This window comes from uncultured Anaerococcus sp., from assembly GCF_963510575.1.
GTDB lineage: Bacteria > Bacillota > Clostridia > Tissierellales > Peptoniphilaceae > Anaerococcus.
The window spans coordinates 1-17,799 of the sequence record NZ_CAUPFR010000008.1 but is presented as its reverse complement, the minus strand read 5'-3'; the positions used below and the strand labels follow the sequence as shown (position 1 = coordinate 17,799).

Below are 17,799 nucleotides of genomic sequence, written 5' to 3'. Positions count from 1 at the left end.
TTTAACCATTATTATAGTTTCCAAAAATTTTCATATTTCAAACTAAGAGATTTTTCCTTCTACATAAGCAATTTGTTTTTGGACTTCTTCTGGACCTGGTCCACCTTGGGATTTCCTATTTTTTAGGCAAGTTTTTAGGTCAATGGCTTGGTAGATGTCTTTTTCAAAAAGGTCTGATTCTTTTTTATAGGTTTCTAAATCAAGGTCTTCTAAGGTGAGATTTTTTTCTATAGCGTATTTTACAAGCCTTGCTCCTATGTGGTGGGCATCTCTAAATGCTTTCCCTTTTTTTACCAAATAATCTGCCACATCAGTTGCATTTAAAAAACCAACCTTACATGCTTCTAGCATTTTTTCTTTATTTACATTTAGACTTTGGATTTGCCCTGCCATTATTTTTAAGGAAATTTTTATGGTGTCGATTGAATCAAAGATAAATTCCTTATCTTCCTGCATATCCTTGGCATAGGAAAGTGGCAGTGCTTTCATCATTGTAAAGGCCCCGTTCATGTTTCCAATAAGTCTTGCAGATTTTCCCCTGATTAATTCTGCCATATCCGGATTTTTCTTTTGGGGCATTATTGATGAGCCTGTGGCAAATTTATCGTCAATTTCTATAAATTTATAGGCTTGAGATGACCAAATTATGATTTCTTCTGCAAACCTTGATAGGTGGACTGCAATTATTGATAAAACCGAAGCTAACTCCATGACATAGTCCCTATCGCTTACTGCATCCATAGAATTTCCCATGACTCTTTCAAAACCAAGTTCATTTGCCACGAAGTTCCTATCTATATCATATGTTGTACCAGCTAGGGCGCAGGCTCCAAGTGGTAGTTCGTTTAACCTTTTGATGTAGTCTTCCATCCTGGTTATGTCCCTCAAATTCATGAAGGCATAGGCCATAAGATGGTGGGCGAAACTTACTGGTTGGGCAGCTTGAAGGTGGGTATAGCCTGGCATGAGGGTTTCTGTGTGATTTTTGGCAAGGTCGGTTAAGATTTTGCCATAATCTTTCAAATATTTTATTATTTCCAAGCCTTCTCTTTTTATATAAAGCTTTAAATCAGTTGTGACTTGGTCATTCCTAGACCTTGCTGTATGCATCTTTTTGCCCACTTCCCCAATCTCAGAAATTAAAGCCCCCTCTACAAAGGTATGGATATCTTCACAAGTTATGTCGATTTCTAGGCTCTTTTCTTTTAATTTTTCTTCAATTATATTAAGGCCTTCGATAATTTTTTCAGCTTCATCTTTACCGATAATTCCTTGTTTGCCAAGCATTTTTACATGGGCAATTGATCCAGTAATATCATCAAAAACCAATCTCTTATCTATTTTTATTGATGAGTTAAAAATCTCTGCATCCTTATCCAAAGATCCATCAAGCATCCCACTCCAAAGTTTCATTTACTTTTTTTCTCCTTCTTTCATTGCCTTTGCATAAATTTTACTTGATAGGCCAAATAAATTTATAAAGCCAGTAGCGTCTGATTGGTTGTAAACATCGTCTTCTTCGAAGGTTGCGTATTCTTCTAGGTAAAGAGAGTTTTCTGCAAATATACCAGCTGGCTGCATAGCTCCCTTGTAGAGTTTAACCTTAACCTTGCCTGTCACATTTTCCTGAGTTTTTTCTATAAAGGCGTCCATGGCTTCCTTTAAAGATGTCATCCACTTGCCAGCATAAACAAGTTTGGCATAGTCAAGGGCCATTTTTTGCTTATATTGAAGAGCATCTGGATGAAGGGTAACTGTTTCTAGCTTTTCGTGGGCAAAATAAAGCACACTTGCTGCTGGGTTTTCGTAAACTCCCCTAGATTTCATGCCGACCATCCTAGATTCAACTATATCGTCAATGCCGATTCCGTGTTTGCCAGCAAGGTCGTTTAGTTTTTTAACCAAGTCAGAACCTTTTAGTTTTTCCCCATTTAAGGCAACTGGTTTGCCCTTATAAAATTCAATCTCTACGATTTCTGCCATATCAGGGGCTTTTTCTGGTGGAGTTACCCAGTGAAGAATTTTTTCCAAATTTGCAGTGTTTTCTGGGTCTTCTAGGTCAAGACCCTCGCGAGATAGGTGCCAGATATTTTCATCCATAGAATAATCCTCATCCTTGGTGAAATTTAGGTTAATACCGTGGTTTTTAGCATAGGCTTCTTCCTCGCTACGGCCCTTGATATCCCAGAACCTCCATGGGGCAAGGACTTTCATATCTGGAGCTATGGCCATGATTGATAGCTCAAAACGGATTTGGTCGTTGCCCTTTCCTGTACAACCGTGAACTATTAGGTCTGCCCCTTCTCTTTGAGCCACATCTACCAAAACTTGTGAAATTAATGGACGAGCGATAGCTGTGCCTAATAGATAAACATTTTCGTATTTTGCTCCAGCCATAAGAGATTTAAAGCCATAATCTTCGATAAATTCGTCTTCTACATTGATATTATAAAACCTCTTTGCACCTGATTTTAGGGCCTTTTCTTCCATTGCCTTAGGATCTTTTACCTGGCCTAAATCAACTGACACACAAATGACTTCTTTAGCCCCATTTTCCATAAGCCAAGTTACCATCACAGATGTATCAAGACCTCCAGAATAGGCCAAAATTACCTTTTTTGCTTCCTTTAAAACTTCATATTCGTTCTTTATCATATTTTCCTCCTAATTTTTTATCATCTTAGTCATTTGTGCCGCTTTTTTGATAATAAAAAAAGCCTTCATCCCAAAAAGGGACGAAGACTCGTGATACTACCCATATTCATCTATTTCTCACAAAATAGACCTCTTCAAGTACTAACATACTCTAACTCTGTAACGGGAGTTCCCGTATAAGTCTCCTTGTATCGACTCATAAGCTCTGAGGTTCTTTTCACAATCCTTTAGCTTCTCCCCTCACACTCTGCGGGATTCGCTGTAAGCCTTAAGAAAGCTACTCTTCTCTTCAACACTTTTTCTAACTAATGATTTGATTGGTTATATTGTAACCTGGTATTCATTCTTTGTCAAATAATTTTCCTAATATTTTTTTAAAATTTAGCTATATTATTGAAGTTTCAAGGCTTTGTAAAGAATGATTTTTTATTAAAATCCAGATTTTTTTATATTTATGACAATAATCCTAGCTTTTCCTAGAATTCTAATTTCATGGATGATAAGGCTGAGACATTTCTAATATTGGCTATAAAAGACCTTAAAATCACCAAAAATTCATCTTCAGAAATTCCAGAAGATTCTACCAAATATTCATTATCCAAATCTTTAAACTCTGCCCTATATAAACCTCCCTCTTTATATGAAGAAAGTAGCATTTCTTGGCCATAGAAATTAGAGATTTTTTTATCTTTCAAGGAATAATCGCTCCAGGTTTCTTCATCCTTGCCTGCCATCTGAAAGAGGATTTGTGAGTCATCCCTAGTTAAATAAATTTCCACAAAAAGTCTCTGATCATAGGCACCTGATTTCGACTTGCCCAAGACTTCTGTTGGTTCTCCAAGCTCATATCCATCAAGATTTTCCACAAGTTTCTTTACTAACTTTCCGCCATTTGCATCAGTAAGTTCCCTAGATTGGGCATCTAGTTTAGCACTTGAAATTCCTTGGTTAAAAACAATTGTATCTTCTGCCCCGCAAGACTCAATTTTCTCAAAGCTTAATTCAGGCTTATAGATCATTTTCAAGGTCTTTTCATTTGTGAAGTCACTATCAGCAAGGCCCAAAGAATTGAAATAATCACGGCAAAGTTGGAGATTTTTGGCACCTTTTTCGTAAATATCCACCCAATTCTTCTTGGTAAACTTGCCAAAGACAGGATTGGTCATAGTCTTTACTTCCTTCCACCTAGCCATTCTCTTATCGCCGTATTTGTAAATCCCGATTATAGCTTGATAGTAATCATTGTAAAGGGCTATTAATTTCTTAACCTTATTTCTTTTTAGGACTGCTTCCTTTTCTTTTTTAGAAATCTTACCTACCTTACTGCCACCAAAAGGATGGACCTGCCTACCCTTTGTCACGCCAAAATGATATAGGGCTGGAAGATACATACCATCTTCATAGGAATAATCTCCCTTAATTTCAACATCTTTGTTAACGTCTTTCTCCTTAGCAAAAACATTTACATTTGGCATTAAAAATACAAGTGCAAGGGCTCCTGCCAAAAATTTCTTTTTCATGATTGCTCCTTTCTATGATTTTCAAACTTTTGCTTAATATTATTTTACCCCCTTTTTTACTTTCAATAATCAAATACCCCAATAAAGTGAGATTTATTTGACAAAAGTCTTCTCATAGTGTTAAATAGTCTATAAGAATAAAACTTACAATGAATTCTAGTAGGAAAAGCTTGAAATAGTTTTTTTGAAATTACACTTTCATTTTGTTTAAGGCAAGCCAAACTGTCTGTGTTTGGCAACGAGTATAAAAAAAGCTGGTACCGCAAGTCTTTGCGCTTTTATGCTCTTTTTTTGTGCCTATTTTGATTTTGAAATCCATTGTTCATTGGATTTCTCACTTGCGTCCAAAATGACAATAAAAATACGAAAGGAAAAATTATGAAATTTACTTACGAAAAAGAATACGATAATGTTTTTGATGAGCTTGTTGATCGTGGTTACTACGAGCAAGCGACAAATGAAGAAGAACTAAAGAAGAAACTTGCTACAGAATCTGTGAAATTCTACTGTGGTTTTGATGCTACAGCTGATTCCCTAACTGTTGGCCACCTTATCCAAATCATGGTTATGATGCGTATGCAAAATTACGGCCACAGACCTGTTGCCCTTCTCGGTGGTGGTACAACCCTAATCGGTGACCCATCAGGAAGATCTGATATGCGCCAAGTTATGACAGTAGAAAGAATCAACCACAACGCAGAGTGTTTCTACAAGCAATTCCAAAAATTTTTAGACTTCTCTGATGAGGGCGGAGCTGAAATGTTAAATAACAAAGATTGGCTACTTGACCTTAACTTTGTAGGATTTTTAAGAGATGTGGGAAGCGAATTTTTGGTAAATGAAATGATCAAAAAAGATGCCTACAAAAATAGGATGGCAGCCGGTGGTCTAACATTTTTCGAATTTTCTTATATGCTTCTCCAATCTTACGACTTCCTAAAGATGTATAGAGAAAATGGTGTAACCCTTGAAATGGGTGGGTCTGACCAATGGTCAAACATCATCGGTGGTGTTGATTTGATTAAAAAACACGAACATGGCGACGCCTACGGCATGACATTTGCCCTCCTTACAACTGCAGACGGAGTTAAGATGGGTAAGAGTCAAAAAGGTGCAGTTTGGCTTGATAAGGAAAAGACTAGTCCATTTGAAATGTTCCAATACATGAGAAATGTAGACGACAGGGACGTTGAGAAATTCCTACTCCAATTAACCTTCCTACCTACAGCTGAATGTAGAAAATTAGGATCAGCAACAGAAGCGGCAGAAATCAACAAGGCAAAAGAAATCCTAGCCTACGAAGTAGTTAAACTTGCCCACGGCAAGGAAGAAGCAGACGCTGCCCTTGATGCAGCAAAAGCACTTTTCTCTGGAAAAGGTGATGAGAGTGCCATGCCAACAACACAAATTGACAAAGCAAACCTACCAATGGGTCTTCTTGCCCTCATGACAGAAGTGGGCCTAACCAAATCAAATGGTGAAGCAAGAAGAACTGTCCAACAAGGCGGCGTGTCAATCAACGATGAAAAAATCACCGACCCAGCCTTTGAAGTCACAGAAGAAATTTTTGAAGACAATAGAATAATAATCAAAAAAGGCAAGAAAAACTTCCACAAGGTGGAATTAGCCTAGGACTTTTCCTCCAAAACTTTGGTTTTGGGGGATTTTTTATCTAAAATCGTATAATAACCCTAGGTAATTATATGAATAGGAATAAAGAATACTTAAGTAAAAAAAGAGCCAAAGAACTTTGGGATTTTGGAGTTTTGGGGAATTATGAGATAGGAAATCTCAAAGGTCTTAAAGACATCCACGCCTATCTTTTCCAAGACGTTTTTGATTTTGCGGGCAAAATTAGGACAGTAAATATTTCAAAAGGTAATTTCCGTTTTGCTACCCTTCTTTTTTTGGAATCTAACCTTGCCATAATAGAAAAAATGCCAGAAAGGACTTTCGACGAAATTATTAATAAGTACGTAGAAATGAATGTAGCCCACCCTTTTAGAGAAGGAAACGGCAGGGCAACAAGGATTTGGCTTGACCTAATCCTAAAGAAAAACCTAGGCAAGTGTGTGGATTGGGATAAGATAGACAAATTTGCTTATCTTTCTGCCATGGAAAGGTCGGTTGTAAACACCCTTGAAATAAACCACCTCCTAAAATCTGCCCTTACAGATAAAATTACCGACAGGGAGGTTTTCATGAAAGGTATCGACAAGTCCTACCTCTACGAAGACCTCTACGATATTTCTATAGAAGATATCAAATAAAAAACCAAACTGACCCCAAACTCGATTATTAAACCAAGTAAGGGGCCAGTTTTTTTGTAAATTAGGGCGAAATTTAAGACGTCTTTTTGACTTGGCTTTTAAAAATCATTTATTTTCATATTTTAAAAATTTATTTGATAGCCATAAAAATCCTAGCAATTCTACCAGGGCAAAAACACTTAGTAAGACAAAATCATGAGGATTTATCGGTCTTAAATTGTTTGCTTCTATTGCCAAAAAACTTAGACCTACAATTTTTAAAGACCTAAAAGCGCTCGCAAAACCAAACATGGTAAAGACGGTTGATAAGAGAACGACTATCCCAAAAGACCTAATCCTTATGGCAAGGGCGCCAAAAATCCCTATTATCGGAAGAGAAAATAAGATACTAAGGCCTGTGTAATAAAAATATATGCCAAAGTCTATAGCCGAAAAATTTCCAATAAATTTCCCACCCAAGTAGAAAAGTCCTAGAAAATATAACTGGCAAAGGCTTATTATTAGGAAGGCTAAAATTATCTTAGCTCCCACAAAGGCCATATTTTTCTTTGGACTAAGTCTGATAAATTTTAGGCCTGCCTTGTGTTCTGTTGACCAGAGACTTGCTATTACGATTGCAATTAATGGTATATAGAAAAACGAAAAGTAAAACAAGCTTACCTGGGTCCACAAAGATTGCCATTCGTGTGCCAAAGTTTGTCTATTTCCCATATAATTTATGAGGCCAAAGGCGTTTGCTAGTAGGGGAATTATCAGACTTACCAACAAGATATTTGTAAACTTTATTTTTTTTAATTCTAATTTTAACATTTTTCCTCCTAGTCCTTATATAAATTATAAGACTTCATTGCCTTTAAATAGTTAACGGCAAGTATTAAAAATACAAGGGCGATGATTGGTGTATAAAAATTAATAGGATTTAAGACCTGGATAAATTTTCCACCTTCGCTTACATAAGAAATATTTAATAAACTTGCCATCCAAGCAAAGGGATTTACAAAAGCGAGAGTTTCTGATGTAAGCATGGTGATTACTCCAGTTAGCCCTCCAATTATTGAAATAAATGACAGGGTGTAAACTCTTTTTGATTTCATTTCTATGATCATAAACAGGGCCATAAAAAATAAATTTATTAATATGGCAGATAGGTTTACCAAACCAAATCTTAAGATCATGTCAGTATCCATATTAAAATGAGCTGACTTTTTTGCTAGTAGGAGAAAGACAATAGCTTCTACTATTTGCAATAAAACTAGCTTTAAAGATAGGTTTTTAAATTTATTTATAAGTATAGACGAAACTTTCTCTCCCAAGCTCACTTGCAACTGCCACATCTTGTTTTTTTCCTCGATTTCAATCACTTTTTTCACCAAAGATGAGATTAAAATTGGATTTATCAGCAAGGAAATAAATAAATAAGTATCTAAAATATAGGCTAGAGGATAAAGACCATTCGCAAATGTTTTTGAATGGCTGACCCCTGCCACAATTAGCATTTGGGCAAAAAATACTATTAAGATTAGAAAATTTATCCCCAGTCTCTTATATTTTTTTCTTTCTAGATTTGCCATACTAAGACCTGCTTTCTTCTATGAAGAGTTTTTCTAGGCTTTCTTTTTCTTCTTCAATCCTGTATATATCAACCTTTCCATGTAGGAAATTCACAATTTCTGATATTTCCTTGTTTGAAAGCTTGCCTAAAATAATCTTTTTGCCCTTAATCCTTGCTCGGTCATAGTCTAAAAGAGCGAGTGCTTTTAAGTTATCAGATGTTTGGATGGAAATAAATGGTGGATGAAGTTTTCTATAGTCTTCCAAACTACCATTGTAAGTTAATTTCCCTTCCTTGAGGATACCGATGTGGGTGGAGATTTTTTCCATCTCATCGAGGATGTGTGAAGAAATCAAAATGCTTGTGGAAGTATTTTTCACTATGTTTTTAAATAAATTTCTCATCTCTTCGATTCCCTGAGGATCAAGACCATTTATAGGCTCATCTAAAATCAAAAGTTTAGGATTTCCAATAAGAGCGATGGCAATACCTAGTCTTTGCTTCATGCCCAGCGAATAATCTCTAGCTTTTTTCTTGCCCACATTATTAAGGCCAACAAGGTCAAGAGTTTTTGAAATTTCTCCCTTATCTATTCCCTTAAGTTCGCAAATTATTTCAAGATTTTCATAGCCACTTAAGTGGTCATAAAAGGAAGGATTTTCTATTAGGGCTCCAAGATTTTTGTTAAGGTTTTTTTGGTTTTTAGGACCTACTTCCTCACCAAAAACCCTAATTTCGCCTCCGTCTTTTTTCACAAGACCAAGTATAAGCTTCATAAGTGTTGACTTACCAGCTCCATTTTTGCCTATAAGCCCATAAATTGAACCCTCTTCGATTTCTAGATAGTCAATATCTAATACTTTTTTCTTGTTATAAGATTTTTGTAAATTTTTTATTTCTAAGATTTTTTTCATAACTATTCCTCCTAAAAATAGGATACCAGGCTAAGATAACGATAAAATCTAGCCAAGGTCACTTTTACATCACAAAATCAAAAAAATATAAAGACTGGTGTATAATTAGGATAATAAGGAGATGCAAATGGATTTTAGAAGCAATTTTTCTATACTAATAGTAGATGACGAAACAAATTTATTAGAAAATTTATATAATTTTTTAAAAGACAAGGGTTTTAAAAAAGTTTATACCGCCAAAAACCTCAAAGAATCTAGGTTTAAGCTTGCAAATTTCAAAATCGACCTAGTGGTTCTTGACCTAATGCTCCCAGATGGGAGTGGTTTTGATTTGCTAAAGGAAATAAGAAAAACTTCCGATATGGCTGTCATAATCCTATCTGCTCTTGATGGGATAGATGACAGGAAGGAAGGATTTGAAAACAAGGCCGACGACTACCTAGTCAAGCCATTTTTCCCTGATGAACTCCTTTGGAGGATAGATGCGGTTTTAAGACGCAGTAAAAAAATTAAAAATGAAGAAAAAATATCTTTAGGTAAGGTTATTTTTGATAAGGCCAAGGGCATACTCATTAAAAACAATGATGAAATCCCCCTAACAGCTACCCAATTTAAAATACTTGCATATTTGGCTGACAATATAAATATGATTGTCTCGATTGACCGTATTTTGGAAAATATTTGGGAAGATTCCTATGGTTATGAAAACACTCTAATCACCCATATCTATAGGATTCGTGAAAAACTCGAAGACAATCCTAGAGAGCCAAAAATCCTAATTACCATCAAGGGTTTGGGCTATAAACTGGTGAAAGAAGACAAAGATGTTTAATTATATAATAAAAAGATTTAAAAAAATCGTAATAAGAATCCTTGCTCTTTTGTTTTTTCTAATTTTTTTGCTAATGGTCTTTCTCTACCTTAACTACAAACTAGGAGATCAATATCCAAATCCTAACGACCTTTTTTCCTATGTGGAAAATAACAAAACCGACTCCTATCTCAATGAAAAAAACAAGGAATTTTTAAAAGAAAATGATATTTGGGCCCTTAGGCTAGATAAGGACGGGAAAGTCATCGAAGCTTTTGATAAGCCAAGGGAAGTTAAGGATAAGTTTGAAATCACAGACGTAGCCGACTTTACCAGGTATTACTTGGCTGACTACCCTGTCTTTACCTATATCCTAGGAGATGGCCTACTCATCTTTGCCTACCCAAAAAATTCTCTAGATAAATTGCCCTTTAATTATTATAGCTACCAGAACCTTATTTTTAATTTATGGCTAGTTGGCATATTTATAGTTTTATTTTTACTCTTTGTCTATGTTTTTTACAGGATGGATATTAGGGATATATTTAAAAACCTTAGCCCACTCCAAAAGGCCATTGATAAACTTTTTGAAGATGACTATGAAAAATTGAATGAAAATGGAGAATTAAAAGATTTAGCACTTGCAATTAATAGGGCCAATGAAAAATATAATAACTTAAAAAAATCACAAAGTAAGTGGATTAGGGGAGTTAGCCATGATGTGAGGACTCCCCTTGCAAAAATTTCCTGGGAACTTAATAAAGAAAGTAAAAACGACCTTGATGTCAAAAATATCCAAGATCAGGTTTTAAAAATTTCAAATATCTTAGAGGGCCTAAATCTCACCATGTCCCTTGCTAACATTGATAAGGAAAGTTTCAAGGCTGAAAACCCTCTTAAAATCATCAGAAAACTCACAGTAGATAAGTTAAACGAAAATCCTAGCAGGGAAATTATTTTTGATAACTTGCTAGAAAGCCCGGATATAAAGATTAAAATGGAACCCAACTTGTTTTATAGGATGGTCGAAAATATCCTAAAAAATTCCCTAACTTATACAGAAGGAAAAATCACAATTAGCCTTCAAAACCTTGATAATAAGCTAATTATTAAAATCCTAGACCAAGGCGAGGGGCTTAGCGAAAATATTATTAAAAAAATTTACGAAGAAGATTTAACCAACGTTACCAAACATGGTTTGGGGATTTTTATCGCCAAGCAAATCGCAGATTTACATGACGGGAGATTTACCCTTGAGAATAAGAACCCTGGCCTTGAAGTCTCCTTTATCTTTGACCTTATCGGTTAAATCTAAAAGACGAGCAAACTCTATCAGAGCCTGCTCGTCATTTTTTAATCTTTGATCAATTTTTCTGCCAAAATTTTTACTATTATAACAACAACTATACATGAAATTGTTGAACCTATAAATAGATCCATCTTTAAAAATACCCTGTTTGCAATAAAGCCGATTAGCCAAATTACCATGTTTTTGTAATAAATATCAGCTTCTGATTTATCTTTATTTAGGATAAAGAAATCTGCGATTTGAATGGCTATCATTGGAGCAAAGACTGAACCGATTAGGTATAAGAAGTCTGTTATATCATCCATTGGAAATAAAATTGCACCGATTGTGCCGATTATGGTGACAAATATTCCTATCTTCTGACCGTTAATTTTTTTAGAAAGTGATTCGGCAGAAATACCTGCTGAATAAGCATCTAAGAAGGTGGTTGTTACTGTTGATAAAATTATAATCAAAATCGCAGCCAAGCCTAGGCCAGATTTTACCATAATCATTGCTATATCACTCTCTTTTGTAAGTAGGGCCATGCCCATACCAATGACATACATCCACATAGATACAAGGGTGTAGATGAGAGTTGATGTGAGGGTTGCACCCCTTGGGTCTTCTGCCTCTCTTGTATAATCAGAGATTAGTGGTAGCCAGGAAAGTGGCATGGCAACGGCAAGTTCTATGGCAAGGCCAAAGCTCATAGCATCGGCACTAGCTTCTGAGGCGAAATTTACGCCCTTAAATACCTTAAAGGAAAGTAGGATTGTAAGGATAAACAAAAGCGACATAGAAGCTGTATTAAGCTTTCCGAGGTTTGAAATACCTACCCTTATCCAAAGAATAACTAAAGCGCCAATTACAAGGGCCCAGATTATATGGCCTGTGGCAAAGACGTGGGAAGTTGAAATCGCCCCGTCATAAATCATAATAGCAGTCCACCCTACAAGTTGGAGGACATTTAAAAGTGCAAAAAATAGGCCACCCTTTTGACCGAAGGACATTTTTACAGTCTCCATGGCTGATTTTTCTGTCCTACCGCCTATAAGACCTGCCATATATAATAAAATGGCGCCGATAGCGTGGCCAATAAGCATGGCCAATAAACCTTTTTTAAAGCCTAGGGGTGCGAAATATGTTCCGGTAATAATTTCTGCTATAGATACGCCCGCCCCAAACCAAATCAGGCCGTTTTCAAAATTAGAAGTTTTTTTCATTTTCTTCTCCTTCCTTCTCTTGGAGATTTCTTTCTCCAAATAAATTCATCTTCTCTTTCATAATCTCTCCTTTTTCTTATTTACAAAAAAAGGACAAGTCAAGGCTTGTCCTAAAGTTCAAAAAATATGCATAAAAAATATACATCCCTACGTTGGCATTATCCAAATCAGGTAAGGTCGAGGCTAGGCCTCCTCTCAGATCTTTTTAGAACTCCCTTGTATGTCTATTATTTTAAAACTTTCCGTAAATTTTGTCAAATAAATAACTTTTAACCCTTATCTTAGATTAATATCGAATATAAGAGTCTTGATGTTAGATGGTATTTATCTTATAATTAAGTTAATAGAAATCTAAGATAAAAATATTTATTAGATATAATTCTAAGAAAGGATATACAATGAAAACTAATTTCTATAATTTTAAGCTCATAGAACAGCCCTTACTTGTAAATGAAGCTGGTCTTATGGTTTACCTTTATACAAACTACCTAGCTGCTAAGAACAAAAACTTCTTCTCCTTTGAGGATTCCTATCCAGGTTTTAATTACTCCCAGGATATGAATTTAACCTCAATAGATACTGCTTTTTACAACAACAAGGCCTATACAGACTTTGTTAGAAGTGTAAAAAAGGAATCCCTTCCCTATCTAGAAGAGTTTTTTCATGACCAAAATGAGGATATTTTAAATCTTTTTTACATATTTACAGAAAACGATGGAAATTATTTGCCTTTTATGGCAGGTGTTTTCCAAAATATCAATGTTAGCTCTATTAAAGAATTTTCCTATGAGATCTTTGAACTAGTCTTCAACCTATCTTTTTTAAGATATATAGGTGTTGACATAGATGATCCAGAATTAAAATCAGCAAACTTAAAAGAATGGTCAAAAAAAGCTTTAAAATCAGACTTTCTGAGCTTAATAGCTAGTCTACCCTACGGAGATAAGCTTTCTATGGCACTTTTAAGGTCTTTTTCTAATAAGAAATCAATCTACGATAGACTCTATCCTCTTTTAGAAAAAATTTGCCAGATTTTAGAAAATAATTTTCCAAAAATTCAAGATGAGTTTACAGAACATTTTGAAAAAATAAAAAAAGATGGCTACAAAAAGGTAAGTGAAGTAATAGACCAAGTTGGCTTAGCAAGTTTTTTAAGCAAAAGAGATGAGCCTTTAAACATCTATGGCCTTATCCTTGCACCAAACATGATCATGATTCAGTTTATATCAGAAGATTACGATGATGCCTTTATCAAATTTGGAATTTATTCAAATAAAGACTTCGTTAAAAAGGAAAACAAACTAAAACACCTTAGCCAATACCTAAAAATCCTAGGAGATCCAACCAGGATTGACATTCTAGACCTCTTAAAAGAAAGAAATTACTATGCAAAAGAGCTTTCTGACAAGCTTTATATAACTCCTGCCACCCTTTCTTACCACATAAGCCAACTTCACGTTTGTGGCTTTATTGGAGCATACATTGAGGGCAGGAAGACTTATTATTATCTGAGAAAACCTGGTTTTGAAAAAGTTATAGAAGAACTGACTGAATTTTCTAAGGACATAAAGGAGGAAAATTATGGAAAAGAATCTTAAAAACCTAAAAGAAAATCTCGCCCAAAATCTAAAGGACGAAGAAGTCATAAAATCATATCTAAGGGCCGGTAAGCTTTCAAATTTTGACCTTCTAAAGATGGCCTATGTGCCTTTTAAGGACAATCTTAAAATTAAATTATCGCTTTTAATTTATCCTATTACAGCAGGCCTAATTCCTATTATCCAGGCCTTTATCATGTATTATTTGGTAGATCTCATAAACAAAAATACCAACCTTAGGACAATGATTTTAACTATTTTAGCCTACGCCCTAATAATTTTTATATGTTCTATGGTATCAAATCAGATTGAGCGTAGAACTTACTCGACCTATATGGGGACAAGGCTCGAATCCTTTATAAGAGCAAGTGGTCCTATCATGGAAATGGACTACGGTCTTGGGGAAAATTCTCTCTTCATGGCCGAATTTTCCAGAGGATTTGAACCTTTTTCTAACAATGTCACAGGCCTTGAGGGAATTTACCACGATATGTATAAGCTTTTGGCAAATATCCTTTCCTTTGTAATAATTTCTGTAATTATGGCAAAATTATCTCCCCTAATTTTTATCTTTGCCATAATTTCAATCCTAATTCAACTTGGGATTAGAACTTACACTGATAAGTATAGGCACTCCCACATGGGTGAGCTTAACAAGGTTAGAAGAAAAACCGAAGCCTATTATAGGGAAGCTTCCGACTTTCGATTCGCCAAGGATATTAGGGTATTTTCCTTCAAAGATAGGTTCATAGAAGGCTTTAAACCCCTTGTAGGAAATGTGATTAAGATTTCAAGGAACTTTATCAAACCTGAAATGTTTCTATCACCTGTCCTTGCAGTCCTTATCGTGGGTGTAGAAGCCATTTGCTATTATTTTCTAACAGAGAAAATTTTAGCAGATCAAATCACACTTAAAAACCTAACCCTACTTATCACATCAGTTGCAATTTACTCTAATGTTGTCTTGACTCTTGTGATGAATATTGCCCAAACTAGGTCAAACCTCCTCTATGTGTCAGATGGTTTTGATATGATTAGGGCGGACCTTAGATCAGAAGAGGGATCAGAAAAAATTACTGGACCAATGTCAATCGAGTTTAGAAACGTATCTTTTTCCTATCCCCTATCTGATAGAAAAGTTTTGGAAAATCTGTCATTTACTATTAGGGAAAAAGAGAAAGTTGCCATTGTAGGTGTAAATGGAGCTGGTAAATCTACTATTGTTTCCCTAATCCTTGGCCTTTATAAGCCAACAGCAGGTGAGATTTTTATTAACGGTATAAATGCCAATGACCTTGACCTAAAAGAAAGGTATGCCGCCTTTGCAAGTGTCCTACAAAATGTAGAACCCCTCGCAGTTTCCATTGCAGAAAATGTGGCGGGAACAGATAAAAATATCGACAGAGAAAGAGTTGTCGATTGTCTAAAAAAGGCAGGTTTAGGATATAAGCTTGACCAATTACCAAAAGGAATTGATACCCAAATGACCCGTAATATCCACGATGATGGGACACTTTTCTCCGGTGGGGAAAACCAGAAACTTGCAATCGCCCGTGCACTTTATAAGTCAAAGGCTGGCGCATTAATAATGGATGAGCCAACAGCAGCCCTCGATGCCCTTGCAGAAGAGAAAATCTACAAGGACCTTGATGAGATTAGTAAGGATAAGACCCTGATTTTCATCTCCCACAGACTAGCATCTACCAGATTTTGTGATAAAATCATGCTCCTTGACGGTGGAAAAATCACAGAATACGGTACTCATGATGAGCTTTTAAAACAAGATGGACTTTATAAAGAAATGTACGAATCCCAAAGAAAATACTACTTGGAGGAAAATCATGAAAAATAAATTAAAAGCCCTATGGCTTTTTGCAAAAATTACGGCAAAAAACGATCCTCTTTATATACCAGTTATTATCCTAAATGCCCTTGCTCCAGCAGCAGCAACCATGGTAAATATCTTTGTGCCAATGATTTTTATTAACCAAATCACAGACCCAAAGCCAGCTGACCAGTTTATTAAAATTGTCCTACTCTTAATTGTAGGAAAAATCCTCCTAGAAAGCCTTGAAAGGCTTTTAAACCGAGAGGAATTCGTAAGACGCCAGGGAATTAATGATTATTTGACCTTTGAACTTGCCAAAAAAGCCATGGATTTGACCTATCAAAATATAGAAAATCCTCGCACCCTAGACCTAAAGGAAAAAGCCAATGCCGCAATTAATATGGGAGCTATCCATAACTTGCTATCATGCCTTAAGGATATAATAACAAGTGTGACAACCATTATAGGAACAGCCCTTGTAATCATATCCTTCTCCCCTTACTTGGTTGGTTTTTCAATTTTGATTTCACTTTTAATAATCCTTGTAAATGGCAAGCAATCTGCTTATACAAGCAAGTTTGACCTAGAAATTGTAAATGTAAACAGGAGATTTTCCTATTATTTCTCCCTCATGGCAAGTCCCCACTATCAAAAAGAAATTAGGGTTTTCAATCTAGGTGAAATGCTTCAGTCAAAAACAAAAGGATACTTAGACCAAATGATGGATGGATTTGAAGATAAGTTTGCCTTTGAGGCCAACATGGGAGCTATTAAAATATTTTTAGAATCAATTTTAAGACTAGTTTCCTACACCTATGTGGCAATGAGGACCCTCTCAGCAGCCTACGGCCCACAGATTTCCTTTGGATCTTTTTCTGCTATTATTTCTGCCAACGAAAACTTCATGACTTCCTTTCAAACAATGTTTTCAGAGCTAGCAGACTTTATAATGAGCCTTGCCAATCTCGAACCTCTTTACGATTTTTATATCCTAGATTCTGACAAAGAAGAAAATTTAGAGGAAGCCGAAGATTTTGAGTGCCTTGAATTTAAAAACGTGACCTTTACCTATCCAGGATCTGACAGAAAAATCATCGATAATTTGTCATTTAGGATAAATAAGGGTGAAAAAATCTCGATTGTAGGTGTAAATAACGCTGGAAAGACAACTATAGTCAAGATTCTCCTAAGGTTTTTTGACATTGATTCTGGAGAAATTTTGTACAACGGGGTAAATATCAAAAACATCAGTAAAAAATCTCTCTATAAAAAAATAAGCGGAGTCTTCCAAGACTTTTCAATCATGCCTTTTACAATCAAAGAAAATATTATTGGAAATAAGGATTTTAGCGAAGATAAAACTGATGAAATTATAAGAAGGCTAGACCTAGATGAGAAAATAAAAGAACTGCCAAAGGGCCTTGAAACCTACCTAAATAAGGACATCTACGAAAACGCAACAGACCTATCCCTTGGTCAAAAACAAAAGCTAGCCATTGCCCGTGCCCTCTACCAAGACGCAGACTTCCTAATCCTAGATGAACCAACAGCATCATTAGACCCCCTTGCAGAAAGCAAGATCTACGAGCACTTTAACGAAATGACTGAGGGCAAAACTGCCATCTTCATCTCCCACAGGATGAGCTCATCAAGGTTTACCGACAAAATATTATTACTAGATGGCGGAAAAGCCGCCGCCTTCGATAGCCATTCAAAGTTAATGACCTACGATAATCTCTACTCCAAACTCTACAAGGCCCAAGCCCAATATTTTGAGTGAGATTAAAATTACTAAAGTAACAAATGACTTTTCTAATACATTATTATTTTTCCATGATAATTGCATTACATTTGTATTTACAGTTTTAACGAGTATAATATTAGTAACCATGAAGTCAAACACAAAGCATGGAATCACAAAAAGAGACGAGTCGGTAGCTCGTCTCTTTTTCATGCTAATTATCATCTTTTCTCTTGCCATCTAGCCATTTGCAGATATAGTTACCAACTACTCCCGCTGCGACGGCAAGAATGAAGTCAAACACTTCTCGCATGATCTCACCTCCCCTCATGCTAATGAGAGTGATGATAACATTTATATTATACTTCAAAATTACTAAATTATTACATTAGCATA

The 17,799-nt window shown here is 35.6% G+C and carries 14 protein-coding genes, 1 riboswitch and 1 other annotated feature; of the genes, 7 read left to right on the top strand and 7 right to left on the bottom strand.

Going from position 1 to position 17,799, the window contains the following annotated elements; all coding sequences use genetic code 11:
* Positions 1-42: 42 nt before the first annotated feature.
* From argH to RQ907_RS01525, 3 genes are all read right to left on the bottom strand, one after another.
* Entirely contained in the window at positions 43-1,413 is a 1,371-nt protein-coding gene (gene argH / locus RQ907_RS01535; protein ID WP_311491647.1) for an argininosuccinate lyase, read from the bottom strand.
* Positions 1,414-2,655, bottom strand: coding sequence for an argininosuccinate synthase (locus tag RQ907_RS01530; protein ID WP_311491646.1), 1,242 nt, complete (start codon positions 2,653-2,655; stop codon positions 1,414-1,416).
* Between the two features lie 73 nt (positions 2,656-2,728).
* Positions 2,729-2,957: a binding site (T-box leader), on the bottom strand.
* A gap of 174 nt (positions 2,958-3,131) precedes the next feature.
* Entirely contained in the window at positions 3,132-4,175 is a 1,044-nt protein-coding gene (locus RQ907_RS01525; RefSeq protein WP_311491645.1) for a hypothetical protein, read from the bottom strand.
* A 378-nt stretch (positions 4,176-4,553) separates the two neighbouring features.
* On the opposite strand from RQ907_RS01525, the gene tyrS reads away from it, so the two are divergent.
* Together tyrS and fic are read left to right on the top strand one after the other, a co-directional pair.
* Complete coding sequence (gene tyrS, locus RQ907_RS01520) at positions 4,554-5,807, top strand: tyrosine--tRNA ligase (protein ID WP_311491644.1); 1,254 nt, start codon at positions 4,554-4,556, stop codon at positions 5,805-5,807.
* A gap of 71 nt (positions 5,808-5,878) precedes the next feature.
* Positions 5,879-6,445, top strand: coding sequence for a protein adenylyltransferase Fic (gene fic, locus RQ907_RS01515; RefSeq protein WP_311491643.1), 567 nt, complete (start codon positions 5,879-5,881; stop codon positions 6,443-6,445).
* A 105-nt stretch (positions 6,446-6,550) separates the two neighbouring features.
* Here fic and RQ907_RS01510 read toward each other — a convergent pair whose 3' ends face one another.
* Genes RQ907_RS01510 through RQ907_RS01500 form a run of 3 tightly spaced genes read right to left on the bottom strand, consistent with a single transcriptional unit; the run spans position 6,551 to position 8,911 of the window.
* Complete coding sequence (locus tag RQ907_RS01510; RefSeq protein WP_311491642.1) at positions 6,551-7,255, bottom strand: ABC transporter permease; 705 nt, start codon at positions 7,253-7,255, stop codon at positions 6,551-6,553.
* An 8-nt stretch (positions 7,256-7,263) separates the two neighbouring features.
* Positions 7,264-8,016: a hypothetical protein gene (locus RQ907_RS01505; RefSeq protein ID WP_311491641.1), complete on the bottom strand. Its 753-nt coding sequence runs from the start codon at positions 8,014-8,016 to the stop codon at positions 7,264-7,266.
* Position 8,017: 1 nt separating this feature from the next.
* Entirely contained in the window at positions 8,018-8,911 is an 894-nt protein-coding gene (locus RQ907_RS01500; protein WP_311491640.1) for an ATP-binding cassette domain-containing protein, read from the bottom strand.
* Between the two features lie 127 nt (positions 8,912-9,038).
* Between RQ907_RS01500 and RQ907_RS01495 the strand changes: the two genes are divergently transcribed.
* Together RQ907_RS01495 and RQ907_RS01490 are read left to right on the top strand one after the other, a co-directional pair.
* Positions 9,039-9,743 (top strand): response regulator transcription factor, encoded by a 705-nt coding sequence (locus RQ907_RS01495; RefSeq protein ID WP_311491639.1) that lies wholly within the window; start codon positions 9,039-9,041, stop codon positions 9,741-9,743.
* The gene (locus tag RQ907_RS01490; protein ID WP_311491638.1) at positions 9,736-11,031 is read left to right on the top strand and encodes a HAMP domain-containing sensor histidine kinase; all 1,296 of its coding nucleotides are present in this window, start codon (positions 9,736-9,738) and stop codon (positions 11,029-11,031) included. The genes RQ907_RS01495 and RQ907_RS01490 overlap by 8 nt, the downstream gene beginning before the upstream one ends.
* A 44-nt stretch (positions 11,032-11,075) precedes the next feature.
* On the opposite strand, the gene cytX is transcribed toward RQ907_RS01490, so the two are convergent.
* On the bottom strand, positions 11,076-12,236 hold the full coding sequence (gene cytX, locus RQ907_RS01485; protein ID WP_311491637.1) for a putative hydroxymethylpyrimidine transporter CytX: 1,161 nt from the start codon (positions 12,234-12,236) through the stop codon (positions 11,076-11,078).
* Positions 12,237-12,362: 126 nt separating this feature from the next.
* Positions 12,363-12,464: riboswitch (TPP riboswitch) on the bottom strand.
* Positions 12,465-12,634: 170 nt separating this feature from the next.
* Between cytX and RQ907_RS01480 the strand changes: the two genes are divergently transcribed.
* The 3 genes from RQ907_RS01480 to RQ907_RS01470 are packed head-to-tail and all read left to right on the top strand — an operon-like array spanning position 12,635 to position 17,442.
* Complete coding sequence (locus RQ907_RS01480; RefSeq protein ID WP_311491636.1) at positions 12,635-13,834, top strand: winged helix-turn-helix domain-containing protein; 1,200 nt, start codon at positions 12,635-12,637, stop codon at positions 13,832-13,834.
* A complete protein-coding gene (locus RQ907_RS01475) occupies positions 13,818-15,686 on the top strand; it encodes an ABC transporter ATP-binding protein (RefSeq protein WP_311491635.1) in 1,869 nt (622 codons plus the stop codon). Before RQ907_RS01480 ends, RQ907_RS01475 begins: the two co-directional genes overlap by 17 nt.
* Entirely contained in the window at positions 15,676-17,442 is a 1,767-nt protein-coding gene (locus tag RQ907_RS01470) for an ABC transporter ATP-binding protein (protein ID WP_311491634.1), read from the top strand. Before RQ907_RS01475 ends, RQ907_RS01470 begins: the two co-directional genes overlap by 11 nt.
* Positions 17,443-17,799: the final 357 nt, after the last annotated feature.